27 protein-coding genes and 1 pseudogene are annotated in these 24555 nt (G+C 39.4%); 2 read left to right on the top strand and 26 right to left on the bottom strand.

Going from position 1 to position 24555, the window contains the following annotated elements:
- Positions 1-86: 86 nt before the first annotated feature.
- From NSQ36_RS01225 to NSQ36_RS01200, 6 genes are all read right to left on the bottom strand, one after another.
- A complete protein-coding gene (locus NSQ36_RS01225) occupies positions 87-1031 on the bottom strand; it encodes an alpha/beta hydrolase (protein ID WP_251191217.1) in 945 nt (314 codons plus the stop codon).
- Positions 1032-1086: 55 nt separating this feature from the next.
- Positions 1087-1383 carry a hypothetical protein gene (locus NSQ36_RS01220; RefSeq protein ID WP_223249605.1) on the bottom strand — a complete coding sequence of 99 codons (297 nt, stop codon included), beginning with the start codon at positions 1381-1383 and terminating at the stop codon, positions 1087-1089.
- Entirely contained in the window at positions 1383-1598 is a 216-nt protein-coding gene (locus NSQ36_RS01215; RefSeq protein WP_251191218.1) for a helix-turn-helix transcriptional regulator, read from the bottom strand. The genes NSQ36_RS01220 and NSQ36_RS01215 overlap by 1 nt, the downstream gene beginning before the upstream one ends.
- A gap of 186 nt (positions 1599-1784) precedes the next feature.
- A complete protein-coding gene (locus NSQ36_RS01210; RefSeq protein ID WP_050943417.1) occupies positions 1785-2390 on the bottom strand; it encodes an ABC-2 transporter permease in 606 nt (201 codons plus the stop codon).
- Positions 2374-3249, bottom strand: coding sequence for an ABC transporter ATP-binding protein (locus NSQ36_RS01205; RefSeq protein WP_251191219.1), 876 nt, complete (start codon positions 3247-3249; stop codon positions 2374-2376). The genes NSQ36_RS01210 and NSQ36_RS01205 overlap by 17 nt, the downstream gene beginning before the upstream one ends.
- 5 nt (positions 3250-3254) lie before the next feature.
- Positions 3255-3626 (bottom strand): GntR family transcriptional regulator, encoded by a 372-nt coding sequence (locus NSQ36_RS01200; RefSeq protein ID WP_050943421.1) that lies wholly within the window; start codon positions 3624-3626, stop codon positions 3255-3257.
- 570 nt (positions 3627-4196) lie between these two features.
- On the opposite strand from NSQ36_RS01200, the pseudogene NSQ36_RS01195 reads away from it, so the two are divergent.
- Together NSQ36_RS01195 and NSQ36_RS01190 are read left to right on the top strand one after the other, a co-directional pair.
- A pseudogene (locus NSQ36_RS01195) lies at positions 4197-4321 on the top strand (recombinase family protein); the annotation flags it as partial.
- Between the two features lie 266 nt (positions 4322-4587).
- The gene (locus NSQ36_RS01190; RefSeq protein WP_251191220.1) at positions 4588-5637 is read left to right on the top strand and encodes a TauD/TfdA family dioxygenase; all 1050 of its coding nucleotides are present in this window, start codon (positions 4588-4590) and stop codon (positions 5635-5637) included.
- 56 nt (positions 5638-5693) lie between these two features.
- Here the strand turns inward: NSQ36_RS01190 and NSQ36_RS01185 are convergent, their stop codons facing one another.
- The 20 genes from NSQ36_RS01185 to cdaA all read right to left on the bottom strand — a co-directional run bounded on the left by NSQ36_RS01185 (position 5694) and on the right by cdaA (position 24400).
- On the bottom strand, positions 5694-6944 hold the full coding sequence (locus tag NSQ36_RS01185) for an MFS transporter (protein WP_050943423.1): 1251 nt from the start codon (positions 6942-6944) through the stop codon (positions 5694-5696).
- A gap of 364 nt (positions 6945-7308) precedes the next feature.
- A complete protein-coding gene (locus NSQ36_RS01180) occupies positions 7309-8436 on the bottom strand; it encodes a DUF418 domain-containing protein (RefSeq protein WP_285859847.1) in 1128 nt (375 codons plus the stop codon).
- 128 nt (positions 8437-8564) lie between these two features.
- Positions 8565-8780 carry a hypothetical protein gene (locus NSQ36_RS01175; RefSeq protein ID WP_251191222.1) on the bottom strand — a complete coding sequence of 72 codons (216 nt, stop codon included), beginning with the start codon at positions 8778-8780 and terminating at the stop codon, positions 8565-8567.
- Positions 8781-8803: 23 nt separating this feature from the next.
- Positions 8804-9226, bottom strand: a complete 423-nt coding sequence (locus tag NSQ36_RS01170) for a TlpA disulfide reductase family protein (protein ID WP_251191223.1) — start codon at positions 9224-9226, stop codon at positions 8804-8806.
- Entirely contained in the window at positions 9226-9741 is a 516-nt protein-coding gene (locus tag NSQ36_RS01165; RefSeq protein WP_106029700.1) for a HEAT repeat domain-containing protein, read from the bottom strand. The genes NSQ36_RS01170 and NSQ36_RS01165 overlap by 1 nt, the downstream gene beginning before the upstream one ends.
- Positions 9742-9760: 19 nt before the next feature.
- Positions 9761-11182, bottom strand: coding sequence for a sporulation killing factor system integral membrane protein (gene skfF / locus NSQ36_RS01160; RefSeq protein WP_339206517.1), 1422 nt, complete (start codon positions 11180-11182; stop codon positions 9761-9763).
- Positions 11175-11897, bottom strand: a complete 723-nt coding sequence (locus NSQ36_RS01155) for an ABC transporter ATP-binding protein (RefSeq protein ID WP_050943432.1) — start codon at positions 11895-11897, stop codon at positions 11175-11177. Before NSQ36_RS01155 ends, skfF begins: the two co-directional genes overlap by 8 nt.
- A gap of 18 nt (positions 11898-11915) precedes the next feature.
- Positions 11916-13406 (bottom strand): type II CAAX endopeptidase family protein, encoded by a 1491-nt coding sequence (locus tag NSQ36_RS01150; RefSeq protein ID WP_113386649.1) that lies wholly within the window; start codon positions 13404-13406, stop codon positions 11916-11918.
- A complete protein-coding gene (skfB, locus tag NSQ36_RS01145) occupies positions 13399-14634 on the bottom strand; it encodes a sporulation killing factor system radical SAM maturase (protein ID WP_339206515.1) in 1236 nt (411 codons plus the stop codon). Before skfB ends, NSQ36_RS01150 begins: the two co-directional genes overlap by 8 nt.
- A gap of 63 nt (positions 14635-14697) precedes the next feature.
- Positions 14698-14865: a sporulation killing factor gene (gene skfA / locus NSQ36_RS01140; protein ID WP_106029705.1), complete on the bottom strand. Its 168-nt coding sequence runs from the start codon at positions 14863-14865 to the stop codon at positions 14698-14700.
- Between the two features lie 226 nt (positions 14866-15091).
- The gene (locus NSQ36_RS01135; protein ID WP_339206513.1) at positions 15092-15505 is read right to left on the bottom strand and encodes a RidA family protein; all 414 of its coding nucleotides are present in this window, start codon (positions 15503-15505) and stop codon (positions 15092-15094) included.
- 115 nt (positions 15506-15620) lie between these two features.
- Complete coding sequence (locus NSQ36_RS01130) at positions 15621-16385, bottom strand: ABC transporter permease subunit (protein ID WP_339206512.1); 765 nt, start codon at positions 16383-16385, stop codon at positions 15621-15623.
- Entirely contained in the window at positions 16382-17299 is a 918-nt protein-coding gene (locus NSQ36_RS01125; protein ID WP_339206510.1) for an ABC transporter ATP-binding protein, read from the bottom strand. Before NSQ36_RS01125 ends, NSQ36_RS01130 begins: the two co-directional genes overlap by 4 nt.
- A gap of 14 nt (positions 17300-17313) precedes the next feature.
- On the bottom strand, positions 17314-17505 hold the full coding sequence (locus NSQ36_RS01120) for a PLD nuclease N-terminal domain-containing protein (protein WP_137055138.1): 192 nt from the start codon (positions 17503-17505) through the stop codon (positions 17314-17316).
- A 160-nt stretch (positions 17506-17665) separates the two neighbouring features.
- The gene (locus tag NSQ36_RS01115; RefSeq protein ID WP_339206508.1) at positions 17666-18022 is read right to left on the bottom strand and encodes a DUF2200 domain-containing protein; all 357 of its coding nucleotides are present in this window, start codon (positions 18020-18022) and stop codon (positions 17666-17668) included.
- Entirely contained in the window at positions 18009-18368 is a 360-nt protein-coding gene (locus NSQ36_RS01110) for a hypothetical protein (protein ID WP_050943441.1), read from the bottom strand. The genes NSQ36_RS01115 and NSQ36_RS01110 overlap by 14 nt, the downstream gene beginning before the upstream one ends.
- A 61-nt stretch (positions 18369-18429) precedes the next feature.
- Positions 18430-20232 (bottom strand): glutamine--fructose-6-phosphate transaminase (isomerizing), encoded by a 1803-nt coding sequence (gene glmS / locus NSQ36_RS01105; protein ID WP_008360582.1) that lies wholly within the window; start codon positions 20230-20232, stop codon positions 18430-18432.
- A gap of 572 nt (positions 20233-20804) precedes the next feature.
- The gene (glmM, locus tag NSQ36_RS01100) at positions 20805-22151 is read right to left on the bottom strand and encodes a phosphoglucosamine mutase (protein ID WP_044139154.1); all 1347 of its coding nucleotides are present in this window, start codon (positions 22149-22151) and stop codon (positions 20805-20807) included.
- 25 nt (positions 22152-22176) lie between these two features.
- The gene (locus NSQ36_RS01095) at positions 22177-23586 is read right to left on the bottom strand and encodes a YbbR-like domain-containing protein (protein ID WP_137055135.1); all 1410 of its coding nucleotides are present in this window, start codon (positions 23584-23586) and stop codon (positions 22177-22179) included.
- The gene (gene cdaA / locus NSQ36_RS01090) at positions 23579-24400 is read right to left on the bottom strand and encodes a diadenylate cyclase CdaA (RefSeq protein WP_003217057.1); all 822 of its coding nucleotides are present in this window, start codon (positions 24398-24400) and stop codon (positions 23579-23581) included. Before cdaA ends, NSQ36_RS01095 begins: the two co-directional genes overlap by 8 nt.
- Positions 24401-24555: the final 155 nt, after the last annotated feature.

The raw sequence follows: 24555 nt of genomic DNA, 5'->3' as shown, positions 1-24555 counted from the left end.
TATAGGTTCTTTATATAAAAAAAGACCGCTCACACGGTCTCTATTTTTTAACTTGGGTCACTAGATGATGCCGGGATGGTATATTACTAACGATGACTCTCGTTGTTAGATAGAAACTCTCTAAAATCATCTGCGATTTCCTTTGATTTCGTATGATGCAAATAATGGCCGCCTTTGAAAGTAACTACTTTGCCGTGATCTACATTTTTCAATAGCTCTTCATGCATTGGTTTCCAGTTTGGTGTTTCTTTCTCCGTTTGATCTGCTAGATAGAAAACTACAGGGAGCTTTTTAGGAAAATGTAGGCGTTGAGCGTTTTTAAAATTGTTTCTAAAGTTTTCTGCCTCACTAGCTTGGCTTTCATCCATGAAATTTCGGAAGGTCAGCATTTTAATCTGATCTTTCGTTTGATCATCTACTTTAGGCATCACCAGTTGATCTGGATTCACTTTCAATAACAATCTGTAAAGGCCAGATTGATTGAGCAGTTGCAAACTGGAAACCGGCAATTCATCCGTTTCCTGCTTAGGAACACTATTATCAATTCCAACAAATGCTTTCACTTCTTTTTCATATTGATTCACATATTCTAATCCATAAATGCCAAAAATCGAATGCCCCATCAACGTATACTCATTAATGTTGAGCTTCTGCAAACATTCATGAATCTCATCTACAATGTTTTGACTTGTCCGTGCTTTATCTGTATCGTCACTTAAACCATAGCCAAATGGTTCAATTACTACGACTCTATAATAAGGTGATAATTCATCTACTAGCGGCTTAAAATCTAGCACTGGCGAAGCAGTTCCATAGCCTGGCAGAAGTACAATCGTTTCTTTCCCATCGCCTTGAATGAGCACATTCATTTGCTTCCCATCCACCAAGACCTTTTGCCCATAAGCTTCTATTTTCCCCTTCTCCCGTTCATTACTAATGAGGTTTACAAAATAAACAGTAGCTAGAAAAACAACCATGACCGTGATAATGGTACATATAGATATCAGCATGATTCTCAATATTTTTTTCATTGGTTTTCTCTTCCCTTCATGATGAAGAACTCTAGCTTACATCCATCGATGAAAATTAATATTTTCTTTCACAATAGATGATACCGATTGTATTTGCGCAAACACTTGATACATACATAAAAGTAATCGCTATATAAAACCACTCTGTTGGAGATGAAAATTGATGGACTAAAGATTGAATGATAACAACTAATAGATAAGCTAAAGCAACACCTACAATAGAAAAACTTCCGGCTTTCGCTAAAATAAATTGACCCCGTTCATCCTGCTTATATTCACGGCTTTTCTTATATTGAAAGGCCGTACTTAAGATAGAAAGGATAATCAGAGAATAAAGTATGATCGTCGTCATCATCGTTGTTCCTCCTTGTCGACCTCTTGAAATACGTCATATAAATCAACTTCAAATGTTCTCGCAATTTGAAATGCTAGTTTTAAGGACAAAGAATATTTACCATTTTCAATCGCTGCCACAGTTTGACGAGTCACACCTAACTTCTCTGCCAAATCCTTTTGTGTCCAGTCTTTTTCTGCCCGTAATACCTTAATTCTATTTTTAATCTCCATTTCAAATTCCTTTCTTAAAGGATGATTTATTTAACAATATGTTAAAAATAATTAACATTATGTTAATTAACAATAACCTCTTTTCTTCTGTATGTCAATTTCACCGGATGCAAAAAAAAGAATCATCCATTTTGAAAGGCCTACCTCAAAATGAATGATTCTCTATAAATGATGTGATCATCTGATTTAAAACACTTTCCTCTGGTAAATCGCAGTAGAAAGCCCCCAAGACAGCAAGTAGATGAGCATAATCAGCACAGTTGACCCCGTATATACAATCGGGATCGATAAATTCATGATAAAATCAGTGATCCCACTGAATTGCTCTGCTAAATAGAGAAAAACAGGCGGTCCCATAGTAGATAATAGGATAAAGCCAATGAGCACTACCGTTGTGATATAACCAGGCTTTAAGATATAAAATAATGGAAACGTACACGCCGCAAACAATAAAAACAACCCGCTGCCAAGAGCAATATCCGTTATCGAAAACAGCTTCCCAAAACTAAAGAAAGCAGCACTTGTCAGCCCGATCGCAATGACCATATAAAAAACGGCACCAAGATAACGAGCTGCAATAATTTCATTCCGTGTATAAGGCAAAGAATTTAAGAGAATATTCGTTTCTGCCATTTCATCATAAGCATATGTGTTAAATGGAATGAAGACACTAGCGACTAGAAACGTTAATACTGGATGGACATCCATGAAAATAAAAAACAAGATAAACGGAATAAAAATAAGTAACTGCTTCTTTTGCAAAATCACATCACGCTTAATTAAATGAAACATGCGCAACCCCGCCTTTCAAATAAAACATGATATCCTCAAGCGACGCCGGTTCAATCACAACAGCATCCCCAAAAATAAGTTTCACCTCATCAATCCGATCTGTTAATGCTTCAAATCCGGCTGCCGTACGCTGAATATGGATAAACGCCTTTTCTGTGTCTCGATCCAACAAATCCAGACTCCCCTTCACAAGCGCATAATTCTCCGCTACCTCGTGAATCGACTGTTGAAAGACCAATCTTCCATTTTGTATAAACGCAATATAATCCGCGATGCGATCTAAATCAGTCGTCATATGCGTCGAGAAAAAAATCGTTCGATTTCCATCAATCAGCAATTCTTGTAACGTACCGAGCAGCTCTCTTCTAAAGACCGGATCCAACCCAGCAGTTGGTTCATCCATGATAATCAGCTCTGCATGATGCGACAGCGCAATCGCAAGTGACGCCTTCATCTGCATCCCTTTTGAAAATGTTTTGATCGCTTTATTCAGCGGCAGACCAAACTGTTCAATATATTGATAAAAAAGCTGGTCATCCCAGCGTTTATAGGCAGGTGCCACAATTCGTTTAATGTCTTTTAAATTCAATCCTGGGAAAAAAACGTTAGCATCGTAAACAAAGCCGATTCGTTCCTTAATCTCTTTTTCATGGGTGCGATAATCTAAACCGAAAATTTTAACCTCACCCGAATCTGGTTTTAACAAATTCATAATCATTTTAATCGTGGTCGACTTACCAGCGCCATTTTCTCCAATAAACCCTGTAACAAAGCCTTTTTTGACCTGTAAATCAAGATTCTGAACAGAAAAGTCCTTGAATCGTTTTGATACTCCTTTGAATTCAATCACGTGCTCCACTCATCTCACTCCTCATACAAGAACTTTAATAACTGCTGCAATTCATCAAAAGATAAGCCTAATTCCTTGCCGTTTGTGACAACTGCTCCAAGCTGTTCCTCAATCACCTTCAATTTTTTCTCTCTCATGACCTCTAGGTTTTGCTCCGCAACAAATGATCCCTTACCGACAATCGAATAAATAAATCCTGCCTTCTCTAACTCTTCATATGCTCGCTTTGTTGTGATGACGCTGATTTGTAAATCCTTCGCCAGCTTTCGAATAGACGGCAGTGCCGCGCCTTCCGCCAGCTCACTCGTTAAAATCATCGATTTGATTTGATTCGTAATTTGCTCATAGATGGGCTCCTTAGAGTAGTTTGAAATCGTAATTTGCATATAAAAACCTCTTTTTTCTGATAGTTGGAACAAAATATTGTATATACACTATATATACATTATATACACACTAAAATAATATTCAACCATTTTAAAAATGTTCTCCTCATTTTTTTAAAATAGAATGCAATTAAAAAACCGCACAGCCCTTAAGCAATGCGGTCCTTTTATCTTTTGCATTTGAATTCATTCGACGAGCAATGAGTGTAAATAAAGAGCATATTGTTATAAGTAATGTGGAATTCTCCACTTATCTTGAGTTGATAATAGGGCTTATCGCTGAACAATTATTCTTTTTTAACTTTGTTTTACCTTGGCATCACTTTATAAAATTAGTCTCTAAATTTTTCACTGTCTATGGTTTTTGTTGCTCTGTATTTGGCCTTGCTCCCCTTAGCGCTTACGATTACAAAAATTAACTCTGATGTTTGTATTAGGTAATTTTATATAAAAAAAGGGGGGAGTCATTAGAAAACTGAAAAATGGTGACTCCTCCTCTTATCATAACGTTGGGTCTCCATCAGCGTTTAATGAAGAAATATCAACTTGTACACACCTACCATTTGTCTAAGTTCCAAAGACTTGTTTAAACTTATTGCAATCATTAAAGAAAAGAAAGCTCGCTCGATTTATCGAATAAAAACCCTTATAGTCATTTTTTACTCACTGTCATGGCTGGTGTAAATCGATTGGAGTGAGATTACTCACATATCACGTTCAGCGCTTTATAAATCTATTGCACTTCATTTTGTGGAATTTCTATAAAAGGGTAATTATTAACTAGCGTTTACTTTTAAACTATCAAGATTGCGTAATAAAACTTCTCCTATAAATATTCCTATATTTTTTCACTGAAATTGTCTATAAACATTGAAAATACCAATAATTTAGAATAAAATATATTTGGGATTTATAGAAATAAATCCCTTTATACAAAATAACGGAAAGGTGCTTGGTAATTATGAACTCTTCTGTAATTAGTAAAGAAAATGCTGTTAACAAATCATTTATCTTCACTCTAAGTGATGAGGAACGAGACTTTTTATTTAACGAATTAAATCAGATTCAGTACGATCCAACAGGAAATACAGATTACATAACAGAAGTTCGAATGGCAGCAATGCGAGCTCTTCCGAAAGAAATTGTGAAATTTCTCAATCAACAGAAAACCTCATTGAAACCAGCTCCATATATTATTTTCGAAAATCTTCCAACAGATAAAGAAGTTAGATTCACACCAGATTCTCAAGATATCCCCCTAGAGGCTAAGTCAGGATTTATAAGTGAAAACCTCATAATTGCGATTGGATCACTAATTGGAGAACCTTATTCCATGTTTCATGAAGGCCAAAATATTGTTAATAACTTAATACCCAGCCTAAAAGCAAAAAAAGAATATACAGGACTTGGTTCTGAGTTTGAGTTGGATTTTCATATTGAAAATGCTGCATTAAAGTTTATGGGAAATAATAATTTTTCACCATCTGGATTACTTCTTACAGGTGTAAATAACGATCCAAAAAAGCCTCTTACACGTTTGTCTGACGCACGGGAAGCATTAAGACTTTTGTCCGAGCAAGATATTGAACAATTAAGTCAGCCTCTTTATCGAATTAAAGTCCCGTATCGCTGGAGAGTTTCAACGCCGGTCGAATTACAAGAGACAAGTCCTTCACCAATTATAAAAGGAACAATTGATTTACCAGAGGTTACAGCTGCATTTTATCCAGATATGGTAGCACCTATTAATAACTTAGCAGCTACATCATTAGAGAAATTTAGAAATGCGATTCGTAAAGTTTCATTTGGTATTGATGTTAATCCAGGTCGTCTAGTGTATATTAATAATCGATTTACATTTCATTCAAGAGATGCCTTCAAACCTACTTTGGATAAATCAGGTAACCCAATTCGGTGGTTGCAGCGGATTTTTATAGCACCTGATTTATGGAATCACCGTACTCTAGAACCTGTTAAAGATCGAGTTTTTAAACTTGCTTTAAATCACTAACGAGTGTGAAAACGCCATAGAATGAAAATTAGCATTCTATGGCGTTTTTTTCTATTTTAAAGGTTGTTTTCAGTTTCTTTTTGTGTTTGACATTTATTGTTTCTTTCCGATAAGTTAAGCCATATACCCCCTATTGATATAAACAATATTAATAGGAAGAACGGTAGTTTATATCCATTAAAATAGTCCACTGATAAGCCAAATAGGGAGGGTGCCAGCACAATAAAAATTTGATTTAAAGTTAAACCAAAGCTTACAGTTAATCCAATAAACTCTTTATCTGCTTTTTCAGATATTAGCACAATAAATAAACTGTACCATCCCACTCCTAAAAAACCTAAAATGAAACAAATTATATAAAGTCCCCATAGTGGAAGATAATTCAAAAAGTAGACTAGAACAATTAAAATAATGACAGTTAATAATATTGTAAGTTGTAATGGCTTACTTCTATCTCCATTAAACAAATTGTCACTCATCCATGCTAACAATATCCGTCCAATTGCACCGCCAATTAAAACCACACTTAACAACGTTCCAGAAATACTTAATGATATATGTAAGGTATTGCTTAGATAACTCATCAGGTGAGCTAATATGATTAATTGTAAAGAAATCATACTCATTCCAATAAAAAATACTGGATAAAGACTCGATTTTGCTTTGATCTTATTAATTTTCTCAAAAAAACGATCATTCTGTTGTCTTTGCGCAGTCATTCCATGATCTTTGTAGAAAATTGAAAAGATTATACCACCTGCAATTGCTACAATAGCTTGTGTTAATTTAACTGAAGATAAACCATAATTATAAAAGAAAAAAGGTAGGGATGTTGAAGCTAAAGCACCACCAAGTGGTATTCCAGTTTGACGAATCCCCATTGCAAGTCCTCTGTTTTTGTTTTTAGGGAACCAATTGATGATTGCACTGCTCCCCCCTGGTTGAGCCGTCCCATACCAAACCCCGACAAAAGCAAGAACAATCAAAAGGTATACATATTCATTAATAGGAATTGTTATTAACATGGTAAGTCCTAGTAAGATTGAGCCTATTCCTACAACCCACCGCTCACCGTATTTATCCATTATGTTACCGAATATTAGCATAGAAAATATAGGGCCAATATTTACAGCTGATACAATTAAACCTGTTTGAAATTGTGATAAGTTATATATTTCTTGACAAAATGTTGCTAAAGGACCTACTCCGTAATTTACAAATGTTGCACACGTTTGTGAAAAGGTAGCTATTATGAGTATAACCCATCTATAGCTCCCCTTTTCATGATTAGCTTTAATTTGTGACATGTAACCCACCTCTCTTTTTATTCTAAATATGTAAACTTTATGTCATTATCTCAAAAATAAAAAGAAGTTAGAATGGGATTTTTAAATTTTCTATCCGCTTTAAAATATACTGGATGAATGTTATATAACGGTGACCTGTATAAGTGTCAGAGAAAATCATAAAATTCAATCATCACCCTAGTAGGGATAGTTCTTAGATTCAATTAAAATGGAACCCGTATTTATACATATTTATTTTTTCCAATACTCATAATTAGTAAAAATTAATTTTAAGGATTTCTAAAAGAGTCATAGGAGATTACAGTCTTAAAGTGCTCTATTCTCAATAGTAAACTCCTTACCTGTTCACGTTTTAATAAAACATTTATCTCCAATACACCCATTTTCCCATCATCCACTCCACCGGACCTCTTCTCCATTTTTTCAAATAGAGATAGCTGATGAACAGCTGTGCTGTATACAGTCCGACAGCGAGCAGCAGTCCAAACATTGATCCCATTTGTCCAAATAGACCAAGTCCGTAAGAATAGAAAATCGTTGTACAAATGATTGACTGCGCCAAATAATTTGAAAGGGACAAACGGCCAAGCCCTGCAAGCAAACGTTTGAGACCTTCGGCTGCCTTCGAATAGTAGAAAACAATAAAAGCTTGAATATACCCGATCGCCAGTACATAGCCACCGAGAATCATAACGAATTCACTCCAAGGCGCATCAATGAACGTCGCACATTTTAGTGCAAGGCCGACGACAATGACCCAGACCCAGCCTTTGCGATAGGCCATCCCTCGATCTTCTTCTGTGAGATGCCCTCGTTTACCAATCACCATGCCTAGCAAGGCGAACGGCCCCACCGTCATCGTACCGAAAAGAAACCCTAGTATCGGCATAAGCGTAATGCTCACGATCGCCAAAATAATGGTCACAATCATCATATCGTCTTCAACCGTAATCCGGCTGAGCAAAATATCAGCATAATCACCCTTCGCATACACATCGGTTAATAATTCATCAGTCCCATGAACAAGTTTCATTATGTATGGGGAAACGACTAATGACAATGCACCTAACACACCCGACCAAATCAGCATTGTTTTGATCCGGCTGCTCATAAACATCATCAAGAAAAGCATACAAGCTCCATAATAAAGAAGAATGTCACCATTCCAAATAAAGATGTAATGCAGCATTCCAAGCACAATCAGACCAAAACCACGGCGGACGACAATGGCATTCGTATTTAGTCCCTTAGCTTTCGTAGATTCAATCAGCTTGATAAAAGAATACCCAAACAAAAAGGAGAAAATCGGATAAAACGACCCCTGGAACAAAATTTCCGTTACATAAACGCCAAATTCCTGCCCCCAAAAGCTCGAATCAAACATTTTCTCAAAATCATAATCATATTGAAAATTAAGCATATTCACGATCAAAATACCTAATAAACTAAAACCACGTAAACTATCAATAAATTCAACCCTAGATCCCTTCAACACGACAGCTCCTTCGGAAAATATAAAAGCATATTTATCCTACCACACTTTTAAAAAATTGGTCTCTACACCCATGTAAAAACATGCGTTTTAAGGTAAATTTAATAAAAAAACCTAGAATATACATTCTAGGTTTCATACGAATGAATTGATGAATGATGACTTTCTTCTTTCCGCGTCACACGTTTCAAATAAAACAAAATCCCCAATCCCCAAAAAATCAACGTCAGCTCCCAGTCTGCAGAAATCGAAAACCATTTCAATATCATTAAAATCAACAAAACCGCTCCAATCCCTGCGAAAAAAATGGCGTTTCTTTTTAATTCTTTGTTTGATTGAAACAACACTCTCTCCTCCCTGATACTTGCTAACTAATTGAATGTTTTTCTAACTTTTTCAATATTTTTTCCAAGCCGCTATCTCCCATTTTCCGATCTATTAAATTTCCCTCTTCATCTATAAGGCAAAAGCTAGGTAACCCTTGAATCTTATACTTTGCAACAATCTCATAATCCTGATCCAACACAATAGGAGCGGTCATATTTTTTTCCTCTGCATATTCTGAAACAACATCTACCGACTTTTCATCTTCTGTATATGGAACATGGACACAGGTTAAATGAATACCCAACTGATTTACACGATATAGAATGTGGTCGGTTAATTCTTCACAATGCGGACAGTTGACTGACCAAAAATATAGAAGTTGCTGTCCCTCAGATAAACTCCTTTGATCTGAAGGAAAAATCCAAGGGAGGTGCTCAGGCCAATTGAGTTTTTGCGTTTCCACTATTTATCCCCCTTTTCCTTTAGCTGAAAAGCAATAATCTTCCCTAATGCTTCCTCTGCAGCAAAAGGAGTGACGCTGCCTGTTGGATTTTCTTGTTCTTGTTTTAAGCACTCGTACATGTTTTTTTCAATTTTTGATGGATCAATCCAAGAGATACACCATGATGCCCAGAAACAAGTAGGTCCCTCATAACGTTTAGCCAGTGCCAGAAGGAATGGCAAGCTAGGCTGTCCAATCCTCATGAGTGACATGGCAGCGGCCATTCTTGTATCCTCTTCTTCACTTTCTAATAGCTGCGCTAGTGGCTCAGCTGCTTCTCCCGCATCTGCTCCAAATTCACCAAGTACAGCTGCTGCAATGTTCCGCAGAGATCCTTTTTCTTTTAAAGCCTCAACAAGGACTGGCACTGCATCTTTTCCGAACTTTCTCAATTCCCCTATTGCTTGAACGATCGTTACTTCATTTGTATTTGCCAATTGTTGAACTGATTGAGACAGCTTATTTTCTGGTTTCATTGACAATCAACTCCTCTTTTTAATGAACCGCACGGTATCGATAACAAAGCACATAAAATCCTGCTCCAGCCACTAGGGATACAATTGTTGTCAACAAGCCATCAGTGATTAGATGAATGCTAATCATAACCATAGCACTAATCACAGACGCAAATAGCAATGATCGATAATAGGCGGCCAAAGCAAAACTCCTTTCTCGTCTCAGGGGCTGCATAAAGGCAAAGAGCCGTATGGCCAAAAACCATATATAAACTCCTCCACCAAATAAGGTCCAATACAATACATCCTGAATCTCAATTAAATAAAGAGAAATCAAGTAGAACGCATACAGCCAAAAGGTTTGAAACACTTCTAACAGGATGATTTTTTGATATAAAGCACCTGGAAAAAGATAGAGCACTCCTGTTTGTGCGTGTCTTACAATCCCAGCATAATATGAACTAAAAAGAACGGATGAAGCGATGACGATTAAGAATAGATTCAGCCAATCAGAAAAATAAGTAAGGACGACATAGTAAGTACCAATTAACAGCATGGTAGATAACAAATGAAAGGCCGCATACTTTTTTAGCAGCAATAATTCAATCCAAAGAAAAGCCCAGCTACCCGTTAATGACGGAAGCCCCCACCATGTCTTGCCCTTTTTTTGAACGATTGGACTTGATTGAATGTGTTTCCCCTCAAATTCTTCCCAAAATACTGCCTCCTTGACTAAAGACTCCTTCATCTCTAAACGATGACTAGCCTTGTACATCATCATGAAAGATAGGAACATTACTCCAATAAAGATGAAGAAAGAAAGAATGGAGAACTCTTCAATCATACGTCCAGCTTGAAACATCAAAGAATCAGCCATTTTCATCAAGAAGAGCTGTTTCATCATGAATTGATTCAAAACAAGCAGTGCAAAGAAGCAAAACATCAATACAAAACTAAGTATGAACAGGCGCTTATATACTCGAATGGTTCTAGCACAAGACATCGCAATCATCCAAGTTTCAACCAAACATAACAGCCCTGTGAGAATGAGTGATCTTCCAAGGAGAAACGGGTACTGCTGCGTCATAAAAAACAGAAGTAAATCCGCAGCCACAGCAGAGACAATAAGAAGAGCCCCTCGCCAAAAAATGTGATATAACCATACACTGATGACAACTGTCCATAGAGAAGCGCCATTTCCATATAACCAAATGATATCGTTCATTTGACTAGGCAGACGATTTGTAAACAAGCCAAACCCCGTATAAAGAACAAACAAACAGACAATGATCCACCCAGCTGCAACCGCATTCCAATCACCCATACTTGAAACTGCGCTTAGCTGAAAACCAATTGCCGCAATGAAAAGAAGTAAGATCAGAAAAGGCATTTTCTTTTCTTGATTTTTACTGATCAAGCGCCTTTGAGATTTCATCCATAAAAGGGAGAGTGTGTTATTCACTTGACCACTCCCCCAGAAGTTGAATGACTTCTGCCCTCCACTCACTCTGTTCTTCCTTTAATTGAGGAACATCCATATTCTTCATGATGGCACCGTCTCGAATCAATACCACCCTACTGGCCGTATCGAGAACGAACTCCAGACTATGAGTCGACACAAAGACCGACCCACCTTGACTGCTTTTTTGTCTCAGCCAATCCGACAGCCACTGTTTTGATGGAATATCTAACCCGACAGTCGGTTCATCTAATATAAAAAGGGAGGCATCTTGAACAATGGCCCCTGCTAAGACGACACGCTGCTTTTGACCTCTTGACAGCCTTCCGCACAGTTCGTTCATCTTTTTTTCCATATGTACTTCTTTCAACGCCCCATATACCTTTTCCTTGATCTGTTTTAAGCCTTTATGATATCCTCGAGCACGGAATTGAACATGTTCAGCAGCCGTTAAGTCTGGATACAAATACGGCTGATCAGGAATAAGAGCTACTTGTTTTTGGACATGGGAATGACCAGGCGGGAAACCCTCAATGAGAATTTCCCCTCCATCTGGTTTATATAGCCCCGTTAAACACCGAATCGTTGTCGTCTTCCCGGCTCCATTAGGCCCGAGTAGCGCCACAACCTCACCTGCTTCGATGGAAAATGACAGACCCTCTATCCCATCACCATTGCTATATCGTTTGCTTATATTCTGAACCTCCATGAATGGCATCAAATCTCTCCCTTACTATTAGAGTGATGTATGCTGAGGCTTCTTGGTATGTATATATCTCTGAAATTTAAATTGCCACAAGGGCATACACACGAGCACCAAATTGTGAATGAAATGTGCCGCAAGTACACTAATAAATCCATAATTCACAAAAAGAAAACCAAGGAAACATCCAAAAGTGAAAAGGTGCGCCCAGCGGACCCATCTCGGATCATACCCTGTAACTTGATGCATGATTGCCCATAAAAAAGATGATAGTAAAATTGACAGCACAGTATTATTACTTAACCATAAAAATAAAGAAATCATTAAAAGTCGGTATATGACTTCTTCTCCTATAGAACTTTGCAGACTCATATTTAGCCCTTGCCTTAAAGTAAATCCAGACAAAAACATACTTCTATTTGATAATTCTGGAGATATACGTAATCGATTTATTTTCTCTAATAGATAAAAAATAAATGAAGTGATGCCTAGACTAATAAGTCCACCGCTAAGACCAATAAAAATCTGCTCACTAATTCGATCTAAAAATGCTAAACCTAATTTATTCGCAAGAGCCCCTCCTCCCAATGAACATATAAATACTACAAATCCTGTCAATAATCCTGCAAACATCGTGGAGAGTATTCCAAGTAATTTAACCGTATGAACACTCATCCTAGCATCATAAGCATTTACAATGGTTAACTGTATATCTTCTTTAATCGTGAGCGATTGTACTAAAACAATGATTAAACCTAGTAAAAGACTTAGTATGATTTGAGTTTGAACATCCATTAAGACTAAAACTAAAATAGCCACAACCATCGCAGCAGCTGATGCTAACATACCTGATATCCCAAAAGTAGATTCAACTTGTTCATCTCGTATTACTTTATTCATCTGATCTGTTAGAATCTCTGTATCTGTACCAATATAAGTAATTACACCTGATTGCATTTCAACTGTTATCTTAAGTCGAACATCTTCCTTTTCAGCAATATACCAATATGTTTTGACTTCACGAAAATCCTCTTCCTTTGAACCCGAACCAGTAGACTGTGTCTTAGCCCATAGTCCTGATGAAGAACAAGTTAGTTGATCCTTTAACCCTTCTGGTGATATTTTATTAGCTTTATTAGATAATGATGCTTGCCTAACATCTGCATAAAAAAATGTTACTTCATGCTTTGCGTTCACTCCTATTACAAAAGATTGATGTTCATGAACAAAGCGAACACGCCATGACTCTACCAAGCCCATTTCGTGAAGTATACGTCGATTTTTATTCAGTAAACCTAGATGATGTAGTTTATTCACGGTTTCATGGTCATACCAATAGACTGAATAAACATCCCATTCTTCTACATCCACGCCTACAAATTCTTTAATAAAGTCGATACTGACTTTTCTTGCCTCACTTTTATCTAAAAGATTTGATTCTATAGTTGATACTCTATACTTCATGAATAGGACAAGTCCTATCACTCCTAGAGCTGCCCACATAATGATAGTAAAACTATTCATGTACAGCTCCTGCTTTCATCTCATTTTCAAATGGAAGGTCTGGTTCTGAAAGTTCAACTTTCCCAATACATTTACAGTTTTTTGCTTCACATTTCAATTTCATTAGACGTGCTGGTGAGCCAATATCAGAAAATGAATCTGTTAGAATATGACCTAAAGAGATATCCTCTAATTGACAAGGTGTCACATACCCATCTGCCCTGATATACCAGGCCAGATAACCAGGCGTACAAAAATCAGTTGTAAAAGAACTTTCTTCGTGTTCCCAGTCTATGATATTCAGGTGTTGATCCCATTTATGACGTGCCTGCTGTAATTGACTTTGAACACGCTGTTCAAATGACTTCTCCAGTGCTTTAAAGTTCTTTGTAGCACGCCCAACGGATAAAGTCTTTCCAGCACGAAAAATGGCAGCATTTACTCTTGCACAATGATCTATAACCTCTGTAACTTGATCAACGTTTATTTCATTGATCGTCATTGCAACAATTACGTGGACATTCATTTCTGCTAAATGTTTGATGGTTTCCATACTCTCTTGAAAAGCACCTTTTCTTCCTCTTAAGGAATCGTGAGTTTCGCTCGTACCGTCAATACTAATTTGTACAGTTACATTGCCCAAATAACTAAGAAGTTCAACTTCTTCATGTCTCCAGTTTAGTCCATTGCTAAACACATTTACATTCGTAAATAATGAACTGGCTGCCATTACAATCTCTTTAAAACCTTTGATTAACTTTGCTTCTCCCCCCGTTAAAGTAACATCAGCTACTCCCTGGGCTGCTAACTTTTGCATCACTTCGATCCATTGAGAACATGTTAACTCATCGGGATAAGGCTTCCCAGAACTGGCATAGCAGAATGAACAACCTAAGTTACAGGCATTGGTTAATTGCAAAGTACAGCTAATAGGTAAATAAGACTGTAGCGATCCAGAAAACTGAATGGGCTGATCCAATAACCCCTGTGTCCAAGCCTCTGTAAAAGGGTGGGCACTCAACTCTTCACGCAACTGATCAGCTGTCAACTCTTCTTTTTTAACGATCTCCCAAATACGAGCAGTTTTGCTTAAATCTTTATTCTTAGATAATAAAAATGCAAGTTGAGCGCCTCTTCCGCTCAATCTAAAATAATACATTGATTTTCTATCTATCATGACGGCCCCATGAGGCTGTAAGTGGATGGCTAATTCAGGTAACTCATATTTTGCAATTTGATTATTCGACATAAAAACACCCCTTTTTATAGAATAAGGAGTTAGCAATGTATGCATAACTCCCTATGTTACTCATTAAAGAGCTCGCATTGCAGGATGTGGAAGTGCACAAACACGTGTCATCGGTATACTCTTCGAGGCCCAGCACCCCATACATCCAGCAGCCTTTACAATTGACGTACCACCTGGACGTTTAAGGTCTTTTTTACTCACAGATTCCCATTCTTTTTGGTTTCGTTTCATAAGTAAAACCTCCTCTTAATTGTTGCATAGTGTCAATAGACCCATCTACCATGCACCCTGATATTACCATATGAAAAATGTCGAAGTAAGGGGAATTGTGTAAATAATTCTAAAAATAAACTTAAAAGGGATTTATAGTATATTATTTAGATGAACAATAAAAAAAAGATTGGCTGCGATACTCCAATCTTTTAGACAAACTTTGTAGTTTTTGTACTATTTTAACTTAATAACAAGCCCCGTCACCAAAAACCATCTCCTGACACGCCCACGCATCCACCTCTACCTTTAATGCTGGTGAAGCCAATGCCACCACATAAATCATCGTCATACAAGGCAGATGCTCACCTAAAAACTGCCCCATGATTCGTTTTCTGCTCTCAGCATCGAACTCTCCTACGAGATAAAATACTAGTTTCGTTATGTCCTCTACCGCCATGTCTGCCGCTTCTACGTTTCGTTTCACATTTTCTAATGCTAATTCGAGCTGCTCCAACGGACTCTCTGGGATGGTTCCATCAGCCTCCATCCCCACTTGACCTGATAGGGTTAACCACCGCTGTGGTCCTGTTGTTTCTATTTGATGAGTGTAGGGTGCAACTGGCGGGTGAATGGCCTCCGGATTACGTGATGTTTTCATTGATAAAAACTCCTTTTCTGAAAATACAGTCAATTTTTATCATCATATCAAACTTTCAACGGTATTCAGATTTTTATGCTCATAGTAAACCTGAAGAAACAATCGCAACCGTCTGCTATAATTCTTGTTTTCTAAAAAGAAACCATCCGATGAGAAAAAAGAAACCAATCAATACCGATACACCTAGAAAGCTTGTAAGTGCCTGATCCGAATAAGTCCCTCTATGAATCATCTCCTCGGCCGCACTTGTCACGCCTTTAGGCGCAAACTTCCCTAATGTATCCTCATAAAATGAAGGAACGGTAAATAGAATAAGGTTGATCAAAAGCGATACACCGCCAGCTGTGACGGAACGCGTAAAGAATGCCGAAGCACAAATGGTCGACACGACAATCAGCAATAAATTGGGATAATAAAGAAGTGTTCCTTTTACGACATTGACCCAATCCAGATGCCCAAATTGGATGTCCACATAATAAACGGAAGCAAGCACCGCCACTACCAAACTAAACAAAGTTAAACAGGCATAGGCACATATTTTTGAGACATAATAACTCATTCGACTGATCGGTTTCACCATAATCATTGCTGTCACCCCAGAGGCACGCTCTCCTGCGATCGTCCCCATCACGATCATAATCAAGATAAACACGCCGAGTGAATCAAATTTACTCAATGCACTCGCTAAAGCCTCTCCAGCGCTTGGCTCTGGTATATAAAATGTGGAGCCTTCAGGTAAATTCGCTGATTTCGACAAAAGATCCGGCAGCATTTTGAGTGTAATAGGCTGTGTGATCATTAAAATCGTAAAAATAATCGGCACAAATAACATTTTATAACTAGTGAATAACTCCCTAAATTCCTTTTTCAACATCATCATGCCGTCACAACCTTCATGAAAATATCTTCAAGCGTCAGCTTAGATAGTCGATAATGGAGGAGAACACCGCCAGCTTCAGTAATGAGACGAGGCAGCTCCTTCAATGCCATTTGTTGATCGTTGACTCGCACCTGATAAGCGTCTCCTGTTTCAATGCATTCCTCCACCCAATCCCGTTCTTTTAACAAAGCCACTAGTTTCGTATTCTGTTGTTCTAATTGAAATTCAATCACTGGCTGAATATAGTCTTCTTTGATCTGTTTCATCGAAGAGGACATCTCAATTTCGCCGCTGTTGATCATGATAATATGATCCGCCACACGTTCAATATCATCTAAAATATGGGTCGACATAAAGATCAGCATCTCTTGTTTCAGACGCTCAATCAAAGTCAGGACATCTTTCCTTCCCATTGGATCAAGTGCAGACACAGGCTCATCTAGAATAAGAACCTTCGGGCTGTTGATGAGCGCTTGTGCAATGGCGAGCCTTTGCTTCATCCCTCCGCTATAGCTGCCAATGGCACGATCCTTCGCCTCATACACACGGCAAAGCTTCAACAATTCATCTGTTTTGGAACGAATGATGTTTTTCTCTAAATGAAATAACCCGCCAACCCAATGCATCCATTCCTGCCCCGTCATATCCTGATAAAATGCAGGATGCTGCGGACAGTACCCAATCACCTGACTGATTTGATCCATGTCCTTTTCGACATCAAAACCTGCCACCTTCACAACGCCAGACGTAGGACGAGCAAGCCCCGTCAAAATCCGGATCGTCGTTGTCTTCCCCGCTCCATTGGCTCCTAAAAAGCCAACACATCCAACCTCCCCAACAGAAAACGAAACGTTTTTTAAAATTTCATGCCGACCATACGATTTCGTCAGCCCATGACACTCCAACATATTCAAACGAACTCCCCCTTTTAAGAATGCTTACGACCAAAAATGAAATACGCAATAGGACCGACACTCGCCACAAACACAATCACCAAAGCCCAAACCCACTTCACTTCTCCCCTGATTCTCGATGGATCTCTTTTCAGCAAATCAAACAAACCAATCACCATTAAAATCGCTTGCAGCAAAATGAGAGGTAAAATCATCTTCATGTCCATCACGCCACTCCCTTTTCAAACGCCAATTTGTTTTGATATCACTTCTTATGACGACATCAAGAGGGAATTCGTTCAAATGGATTTTATTATTATCTATCTAATGGTCTATATGATATAAAAAAGCCCAGTGAAGGTTATTCACTGGGCTTGCTTGTGATGGTCATGAAGAATCCCGCAAAATCTTTTCCATCTTCTTTCCCTTCGCTAACTCATCAATCAGCTTATCTAGATACCGAATATTTTTCATGGTTTCTTCCTCAATGTCTTCTACTCGAACACCACAAATGACTCCTTTGATTAAACTGCGCGAAGGATGAAGCTCAGGAGCCTCCGCAAAGAAGTTTTCAACATCTATCTGTTGATCCACCCGTTCCTGCAGCTCTTCCGGACTGTACCCCGTTAACCAACAAATAATCGTATCGACTTCAGCCTTCGTTTTTCCCTTTCTTTCCACCTTTGCGATATAGAGAGGATAGACTTTTGCGAAGCTCATTGTATAGATTTTAGGTTTGTTCATGTGTTTTTCTCTCTTTCTTTGTTAAATATTCAACCTGTATTGCCTTCTCTACGTGCCGCTCTCTTAGTATGCCTATTCCCTTTTTATTACCCGCATCTTTTTTGAAAGACCTATATTTATGAAATTGAACGAAACAGAATCCTAGAAATACACAAATCGGTCCTTCGACGGTAGCAGGACCACCAATCAACAAATAAGAGCTAATAAACAATGCGATATAAACGATGAAGAAAAAAGCAATTCCCCACTTTTCCTTTTTTAAATATTTACTCATAATGACTCCGCTCCCTTGAAGATGTACGATCTTATCGAATCTATCTTTCATTTTAATTAGTTCTTTAGACACAAAAATACCCCTTTAGACAATTATATCTAAAGGGGTATCAAAAATCCGATTTTATTTAAACCTACTCCACCGTCACACTCTTCGCAAGGTTACGTGGTTTATCCACATCACACCCGCGGTGAAGGGCTGCGTAGTAAGCGATCAGCTGTAATGGGACAACAGATGCAAGTGGTGCAAGTGCTGGGTGTACAGCTGGAAGGACGAAACGGTCGCCTTCGTCTTCTAGGCCTTTTAGTGAGATGACACATGGGTTTGCACCACGTGCAACGACTTCTTTGACGTTCCCGCGAATGCTGAGGTTCACGTGCTCTTGCGTTGCAAGGGCAATGACCGGTGTGCCTTCTTCAATTAAAGCAATCGTGCCGTGTTTGAGTTCTCCACCAGCAAAGCCTTCTGCTTGGATGTAAGAGATCTCTTTTAGTTTGAGTGAACCTTCAAGGCACACATAGTAATCAAGTCCTCTTCCGATAAAGAATGCGTTACGTGTCACTGTGAAGAAGTCACGAGCGATTTGTTCCATTTCATCCTTTTGATCGACAAGGGCTTCCATTGCGTTTGCTACAATTCCAAGCTCTTTCACAAGGTCGAAGTCAAGAGATTGACCATTTAATTCAGCTGCAACGGATGCAAGGATTGCAAGAACAGCGATTTGCGCTGTGTAAGCTTTTGTTGAAGCCACTGCGATTTCTGGTCCTGCATGAAGAAGCAATGTGAAATCCGCTTCACGAGAAAGCGTAGATCCTGGTACGTTTGTGATTGTTAATGCTTTATGACCAAGCTCTTTGACTTGAACAAGTACAGCACGGCTGTCCGCAGTCTCCCCAGATTGAGAAAGGAAGATGAACAACGGCTTTTTCGATAGAAGCGGCATGTTGTAAGAGAATTCACTTGCTACATGGACTTCTACAGGTACTTTTGCCCAGTCTTCAATATATTGTTTACCAACAAGTCCTGCATGATAGCTCGTTCCACAAGCCACGATGTAAATGCGGTCTGCTTCTGCTACTGCGCTTGCGATATCGCCAGCGACTGACAGCTTGCCGTTTTCGTCTTGATATTCTTGGATGATTTTGCGCATGACAAGCGGCTGCTCATCCGTTTCTTTTAACATGTAGTGAGGATATGTGCCTTTCTCGATGTCGCTTGCATCTAGCTCAGCGATATAAGAAGGACGTGTCATGATATCACCGTCAAGGTTTTTGATGATCACCTCGTCTTTTGTGACAATGACCATTTCTTTATCCATTAATTCCGCATATTCGTTTGTTACTTGAAGCATCGCCATTGCGTCAGAAGCGACAACGTTGAAATCTTCTCCGAAACCAACCAATAATGGGCTTTTGTTTTTCGCCACATAGATTGTTTCTTTGTTTTCGTTATCGAAAAGAGCAATTGCGTAAGAGCCTTTTAGTTGAAGAAGCGTTTGACGGAAAGCTTCCTCTGTATCAAGACCTCTGTTCACAAATTGTTCGATGACTTGAACAACAACCTCTGTATCTGTGTCGCTTTTTAGTGTGACGTCTTGTAAATATTCGCGTGTCAATTGTACATAGTTCTCAATGACACCGTTATGAACAAGCGTAAAACGGCCAGAAGCACTTTGATGCGGATGCGCATTTAGATGGCTTGGTACACCGTGTGTTGCCCAGCGTGTATGTCCGATTCCAGCTGAAGATGCTACGTTTGCATCAACAACTTCACGAAGCTCAGCGATACGTCCTTTTTCTTTGAACACATGCACGCCTTCTTCGTTTGCCACAGCGATACCTGCAGAGTCATACCCACGGTACTCAAGCTTCTCTAAACCTTTTAATAAGATTTCCTTCGCATCATTCTGACCAATATAACCTACGATTCCACACATAAATATTCTTCCTCCCGATCATGTGAAAGGGACAAAGAAAGCCTACTACAATAGAAGGGACATTTCTTCGTCCCTCTCTACATGTTTAATTTGGGAGATCATGTGTATTCCCTTTGTACAAAGAGTCACCTCTTTGCTTTAAAGAAACACTTACGGCTGTGATCTCTTTTTTGATCAGCCGGGAGGCATCCGCCGAAAATTCGATAACCTCCATCCTCGTCAACTAAGCATCTTTCGTCCGATCGCTTAGTTCGGGCGCTATAATTATAAGAGAGTTTCTGAACATCTCCCCTGCCTTTCCTGATAGAATAAAAATCCAGTAACACAAGGATGATTGTACTATAAGGTCTGACCTCCGTCAATCACAATTTAGCGGGTGATCCCTTTCAAGAAAGTAAGACCTCCATACACTATATGCGATGAGGCTTGTCACGTTCTACCTTTGATGTGCTCTCCTATGTATGAAGACAACAGTTAATTGCCCTCGCGTATAAGATTCGTACAAATCCATCCATTTATGACGTTTATTCAAAAAAAAGCAAACCGCTGCTAGCGATTTGCTTTGCTATCTATTACTCAATACCCATTTCTTCCTTCACAACAGCGGTAATTCTAGTCACATATTCATCACATAGCTCTTTTGTTTTCGCCTCTGCCATGACACGTACAAGCGGCTCTGTTCCAGATGGACGAACAAGAATACGGCCGTCACCGTTCATCTCTTTTTCAACCTCTTGAATTACTGCTTTTACTTTTTCATTTTCTTCTACTTTATATTTATCAGACACTTTCACATTCACTAGAAGCTGCGGGAATTTCTCCATTTCAGCTGCAAGCTCTGACAATGTTTTTCCTGTTGCTTTGAGTGTGTTGACAAGCATGATTGCAGAAAGCATGCCATCACCTGTCGTATTGTAATCAAGGAAAATCAAGTGGCCTGATTGCTCACCGCCGACATTATACCCATCCTTTTTCATCGCTTCAACCACATAGCGGTCACCAACAGCGGTTTGGATGCTCTTAATGCCTTGTTTCTCAAGCGCTTTATAGAAACCTAGGTTACTCATGACCGTAGACACGACGGTGTCATCCTTTAATCGGCCTTCGCCCTTCAAATAACGTGCACATATGTACATAATTTGATCGCCGTCTACAATATCACCTTTTTCATCGACAGCAATCAGACGGTCACCGTCACCATCAAACGCAAGACCAATATCTGCACCCTTCTCCTTCATAAAAGCAGAAAGCGCCTCTGGATGAGTTGAGCCTACACCATCATTGATATTCAATCCGTTTGGTGATGTTCCCATTGTGGACACATCCGCATCTAAATCCGCAAATAAATGTGTCGCTAGAGAAGAGGTTGCACCGTGTGCACAGTCAAGCGCCACGTGAATACCTGTGAAATCCTCGTCTGCTGTCTGCTTCAAGAATTGCAAGTATTTCTGACCGCCTTCAAAGTAGTCATTTACTGTTCCAAGATCCGCTCCAACTGGGCGTGGCAATTGATCGACCGGCTGATCCATCAGCTGCTCAATTTCATTCTCCTGTTCATCAGACAGCTTAAAGCCGTCACCGCCGAAGAATTTAATTCCGTTATCTTGAACTGGATTGTGAGAAGCAGAGATCATGACACCCGCTTCTGCGTCCATTGCTTTTGTTAAATAAGACACTCCAGGTGTTGAGATCACACCCAGACGCATTACTTCAGCCCCAATTGAAAGTAAGCCTGCAACGAGCGCTCCTTCTAACATATGACCGGATACACGTGTGTCTCGCCCAACGAGTACCTTTGGACGTTCTTTATCCTTCGTGAGCACATAGCCGCCAAATCTCCCAATTTTAAATGCGAGCTCTGGCGTTAATTCGCTATTCGCCACACCCCTTACACCATCAGTTCCAAAGTACTTGCCCATGTTTCAATCGCTCCTTTTTTACCATTCAAGAGGACGCTTCGTCCTCTTTTTTATCTTCTTTGATCCGCTGTCTTTGACTTGATTCTTTCTTTGCTTTATCTTGCGTGGATTCTTCTTTGCTTTTCTCTTCCTGATCATCGTCATCAGAAGATGGCTTCTTCTGATCATTTGTAGACGCTGGCTGATCTTCTGTCTCAGTAGAAGTCAATTTCACTTTGACCTTTGATCTCGATAATGTCCACGTCACATTTTGAGGACCGTTCACTTGAATTGTGACCTCATGTGTTCCTTCGTTCAAGTCCCCGACATTGATATAGGCTTCAACATCTGAAGCCTTTAGTTTATCAATCGCACTCTTTGATCCCTTTGCTGTTAACGTAAGCCGTCCAGAAGATGGGCTCACAAAATCAGAGGTGAGATCCTTGCTCAGACCTACGACAGAAATTGGTACATTATCGATCTTTTTTTCTTGAGCTGTAGCAACCTTCACTTTGATCTTCACCGTTTCGGGTGATACCTTTTTCACACCATCTGGCAGGGGAATATCGGCATCAATCTCCGTATCATCTTTGATCTTGCTTAGGTCCAGCTTGACGCCATCAATAAAATCAAGCGAATCCAGCACTTTTTGAGAGCCGTACACTGTGACCTCACTCGGGCTTGTCTCAATACTTGAGATACTGATCCCATCCGGCAAACTGCCAGTCCGCTCTATTTTAAACGGAACCTTTTTGCTTGGACTTGAGATGGGAACTGTAATATTCACAACAGACGGACTCAATTCGACTGGCAGCTCATTCCCACTGCTATCATACACAGTGAGCTTCGCTTCCTTTTCAATTTGCTGATCGACATCCTCTAGGTTCACAAATGCTTTAATGACAGAAATTTTGTCGATCACGTCTTTTGAACCTGTGACTGTGACTTTTTTCGGATTCACAATAGGCTGTTCAGGTGAATAGCCGTCTTTGATTTTATTTTGATTATAAAATTCGGTTTCAACAGGAAATTCTGCTGTTGTTTTTTCTTGTATCGTCACCGTCGTCACAGATGGGTTGATCGATAGCGTGAGTCCCTTTGATACATCTCTTGCCTTCAGCTCCACTTTATGAGTACCTGTGGATAAATTCTGCATATCTGCATATATTTCAAAGTTCTTTGTTTGTCTTGCTGTTTTCACAGCACTCGTTGACCCTTTAATCGTCACATTGACTGTTTGCGGCACACCAGTGACGACGTACTTCTCGTCATCATAATACGCTTTAACAGGAATATCGGTTAAGGTCGCTTCATCTGTCGTCGATGTTGGGAAAAAGGATTCACCGATTTTTTTCGGCGTGGGCGCTTGCGCTGAATTGACTGCACCATACAGCAATAAAGCGAAGACCAATGCAAAAAGCTTTACGGCCCAGCGATTATTCAAAATCTTATCCATTTTTCTTGCCCCTCCAATACCATTTGGTCGAGGAAGCATCTTTGCTGTTCTTACTAAATTCAGCAATCAGCATTTCTTCAAGCGCTTCTTCTGTCAATTCTCGGTGGAGATCACCATTTCTCGCGACAGAAATGCCGCCTGTCTCCTCAGAAACGATGACGGTCAAGCTGTCTGTCACTTCGCTAATTCCGACTGCCGCCCGGTGACGCGTCCCTAGTTCCTTAGAGATAAAAGGACTTTCTGACAGCGGTAAATAACAAGCCGCAGCTGCAATCTCATCACGCTTCATAATGACAGCACCGTCATGAAGCGGTGTATTTGGAATGAAAATATTAATGAGCAGCTCTGAACTCACCTTTGCATTCAAAGGAATTCCAGTCTCTATGTAATCATTCATCCCAGTATCACGCTCAATTGTCAGCAGCGCGCCGATTCTGCGTTTTGCCATATAGTTAATTGCTTTTGTAATTGCCTCGATCGTTTTCTGCTGCTGTTCCTCTACAGGTGTCCCGCTTCTTGAGAAGAAACGGCCGCGCCCAAGCTGCTCAAGCGCTCTCCTTAGCTCTGGCTGAAAAATAATAATGATCGCAAGGAATCCCCACGTAATCGCTTGATCCATCAGCCATTGAAGTGTGTTAAGACCGAGATACGCACTTCCCATCCTGACGAGAACAATGACCACAATTCCCTTTAAAAGCTGAACCGCTTTTGTTCCGCGGATGACCATCATTAATTTATATATCACATACCAAACAACGAGAATATCAACAGCATTACCGAGGTACTGCAAAATAGGAATATCCCCTAAAGCCATTTCCTCGTCCTCCAGAATTTTCAGTTATTCTTCGTTTGATGCATTTTTGATAAAAAAAGAGCCTATGTGTAAATACATAGCGTGGCTATTATATCACATTTTGTTTCAGCAAGGAAAACAGTTGCCATATATGGCTGGCCTGCTAGCTCGCATAC

It is taken from the genome of Bacillus sp. FSL W8-1143 (assembly GCF_037965155.1).
GTDB lineage: Bacteria > Bacillota > Bacilli > Bacillales > Bacillaceae > Bacillus > Bacillus pumilus.
The sequence above is the reverse complement of the archived record's forward strand: the minus strand, read 5'-3'. Positions and strand labels throughout refer to the sequence as shown.

Excerpts from the sequence above, each read along its gene's own strand:
- NSQ36_RS01225 (WP_251191217.1), bottom strand. The coding sequence starts at position 1,031 with ATGAAAAAAATATTGAGAATCATGCTGATATCTATATGTACCATTATC.
- NSQ36_RS01185 (WP_050943423.1), bottom strand. The coding sequence starts at position 6,944 with ATGTCACAAATTAAAGCTAATCATGAAAAGGGGAGCTATAGATGGGTT.
- glmS (WP_008360582.1), bottom strand. The coding sequence starts at position 20,232 with ATGTGTGGAATCGTAGGTTATATTGGTCAGAATGATGCGAAGGAAATC.
- NSQ36_RS01120 (WP_137055138.1), bottom strand. The coding sequence starts at position 17,505 with ATGGACATGAAGATGATTTTACCTCTCATTTTGCTGCAAGCGATTTTA.
- NSQ36_RS01200 (WP_050943421.1), bottom strand. The coding sequence starts at position 3,626 with ATGCAAATTACGATTTCAAACTACTCTAAGGAGCCCATCTATGAGCAA.
- NSQ36_RS01130 (WP_339206512.1), bottom strand. The coding sequence starts at position 16,385 with ATGATGATGTTGAAAAAGGAATTTAGGGAGTTATTCACTAGTTATAAA.
- NSQ36_RS01215 (WP_251191218.1), bottom strand. The coding sequence starts at position 1,598 with ATGGAGATTAAAAATAGAATTAAGGTATTACGGGCAGAAAAAGACTGG.
- NSQ36_RS01210 (WP_050943417.1), bottom strand. The coding sequence starts at position 2,390 with ATGTTTCATTTAATTAAGCGTGATGTGATTTTGCAAAAGAAGCAGTTA.
- NSQ36_RS01190 (WP_251191220.1), top strand. The coding sequence starts at position 4,588 with ATGAACTCTTCTGTAATTAGTAAAGAAAATGCTGTTAACAAATCATTT.
- NSQ36_RS01165 (WP_106029700.1), bottom strand. The coding sequence starts at position 9,741 with ATGAAACCAGAAAATAAGCTGTCTCAATCAGTTCAACAATTGGCAAAT.
- NSQ36_RS01115 (WP_339206508.1), bottom strand. The coding sequence starts at position 18,022 with ATGAACAAACCTAAAATCTATACAATGAGCTTCGCAAAAGTCTATCCT.
- NSQ36_RS01135 (WP_339206513.1), bottom strand. The coding sequence starts at position 15,505 with ATGAAAACATCACGTAATCCGGAGGCCATTCACCCGCCAGTTGCACCC.
- skfA (WP_106029705.1), bottom strand. The coding sequence starts at position 14,865 with ATGAAACGAAACCAAAAAGAATGGGAATCTGTGAGTAAAAAAGACCTT.
- glmM (WP_044139154.1), bottom strand. The coding sequence starts at position 22,151 with ATGGGCAAGTACTTTGGAACTGATGGTGTAAGGGGTGTGGCGAATAGC.
- NSQ36_RS01220 (WP_223249605.1), bottom strand. The coding sequence starts at position 1,383 with ATGACGACGATCATACTTTATTCTCTGATTATCCTTTCTATCTTAAGT.
- cdaA (WP_003217057.1), bottom strand. The coding sequence starts at position 24,400 with ATGGCTTTAGGGGATATTCCTATTTTGCAGTACCTCGGTAATGCTGTT.
- NSQ36_RS01095 (WP_137055135.1), bottom strand. The coding sequence starts at position 23,586 with ATGGATAAGATTTTGAATAATCGCTGGGCCGTAAAGCTTTTTGCATTG.
- NSQ36_RS01150 (WP_113386649.1), bottom strand. The coding sequence starts at position 13,406 with ATGAATAGTTTTACTATCATTATGTGGGCAGCTCTAGGAGTGATAGGA.
- skfB (WP_339206515.1), bottom strand. The coding sequence starts at position 14,634 with ATGTCGAATAATCAAATTGCAAAATATGAGTTACCTGAATTAGCCATC.
- NSQ36_RS01155 (WP_050943432.1), bottom strand. The coding sequence starts at position 11,897 with ATGCCATTCATGGAGGTTCAGAATATAAGCAAACGATATAGCAATGGT.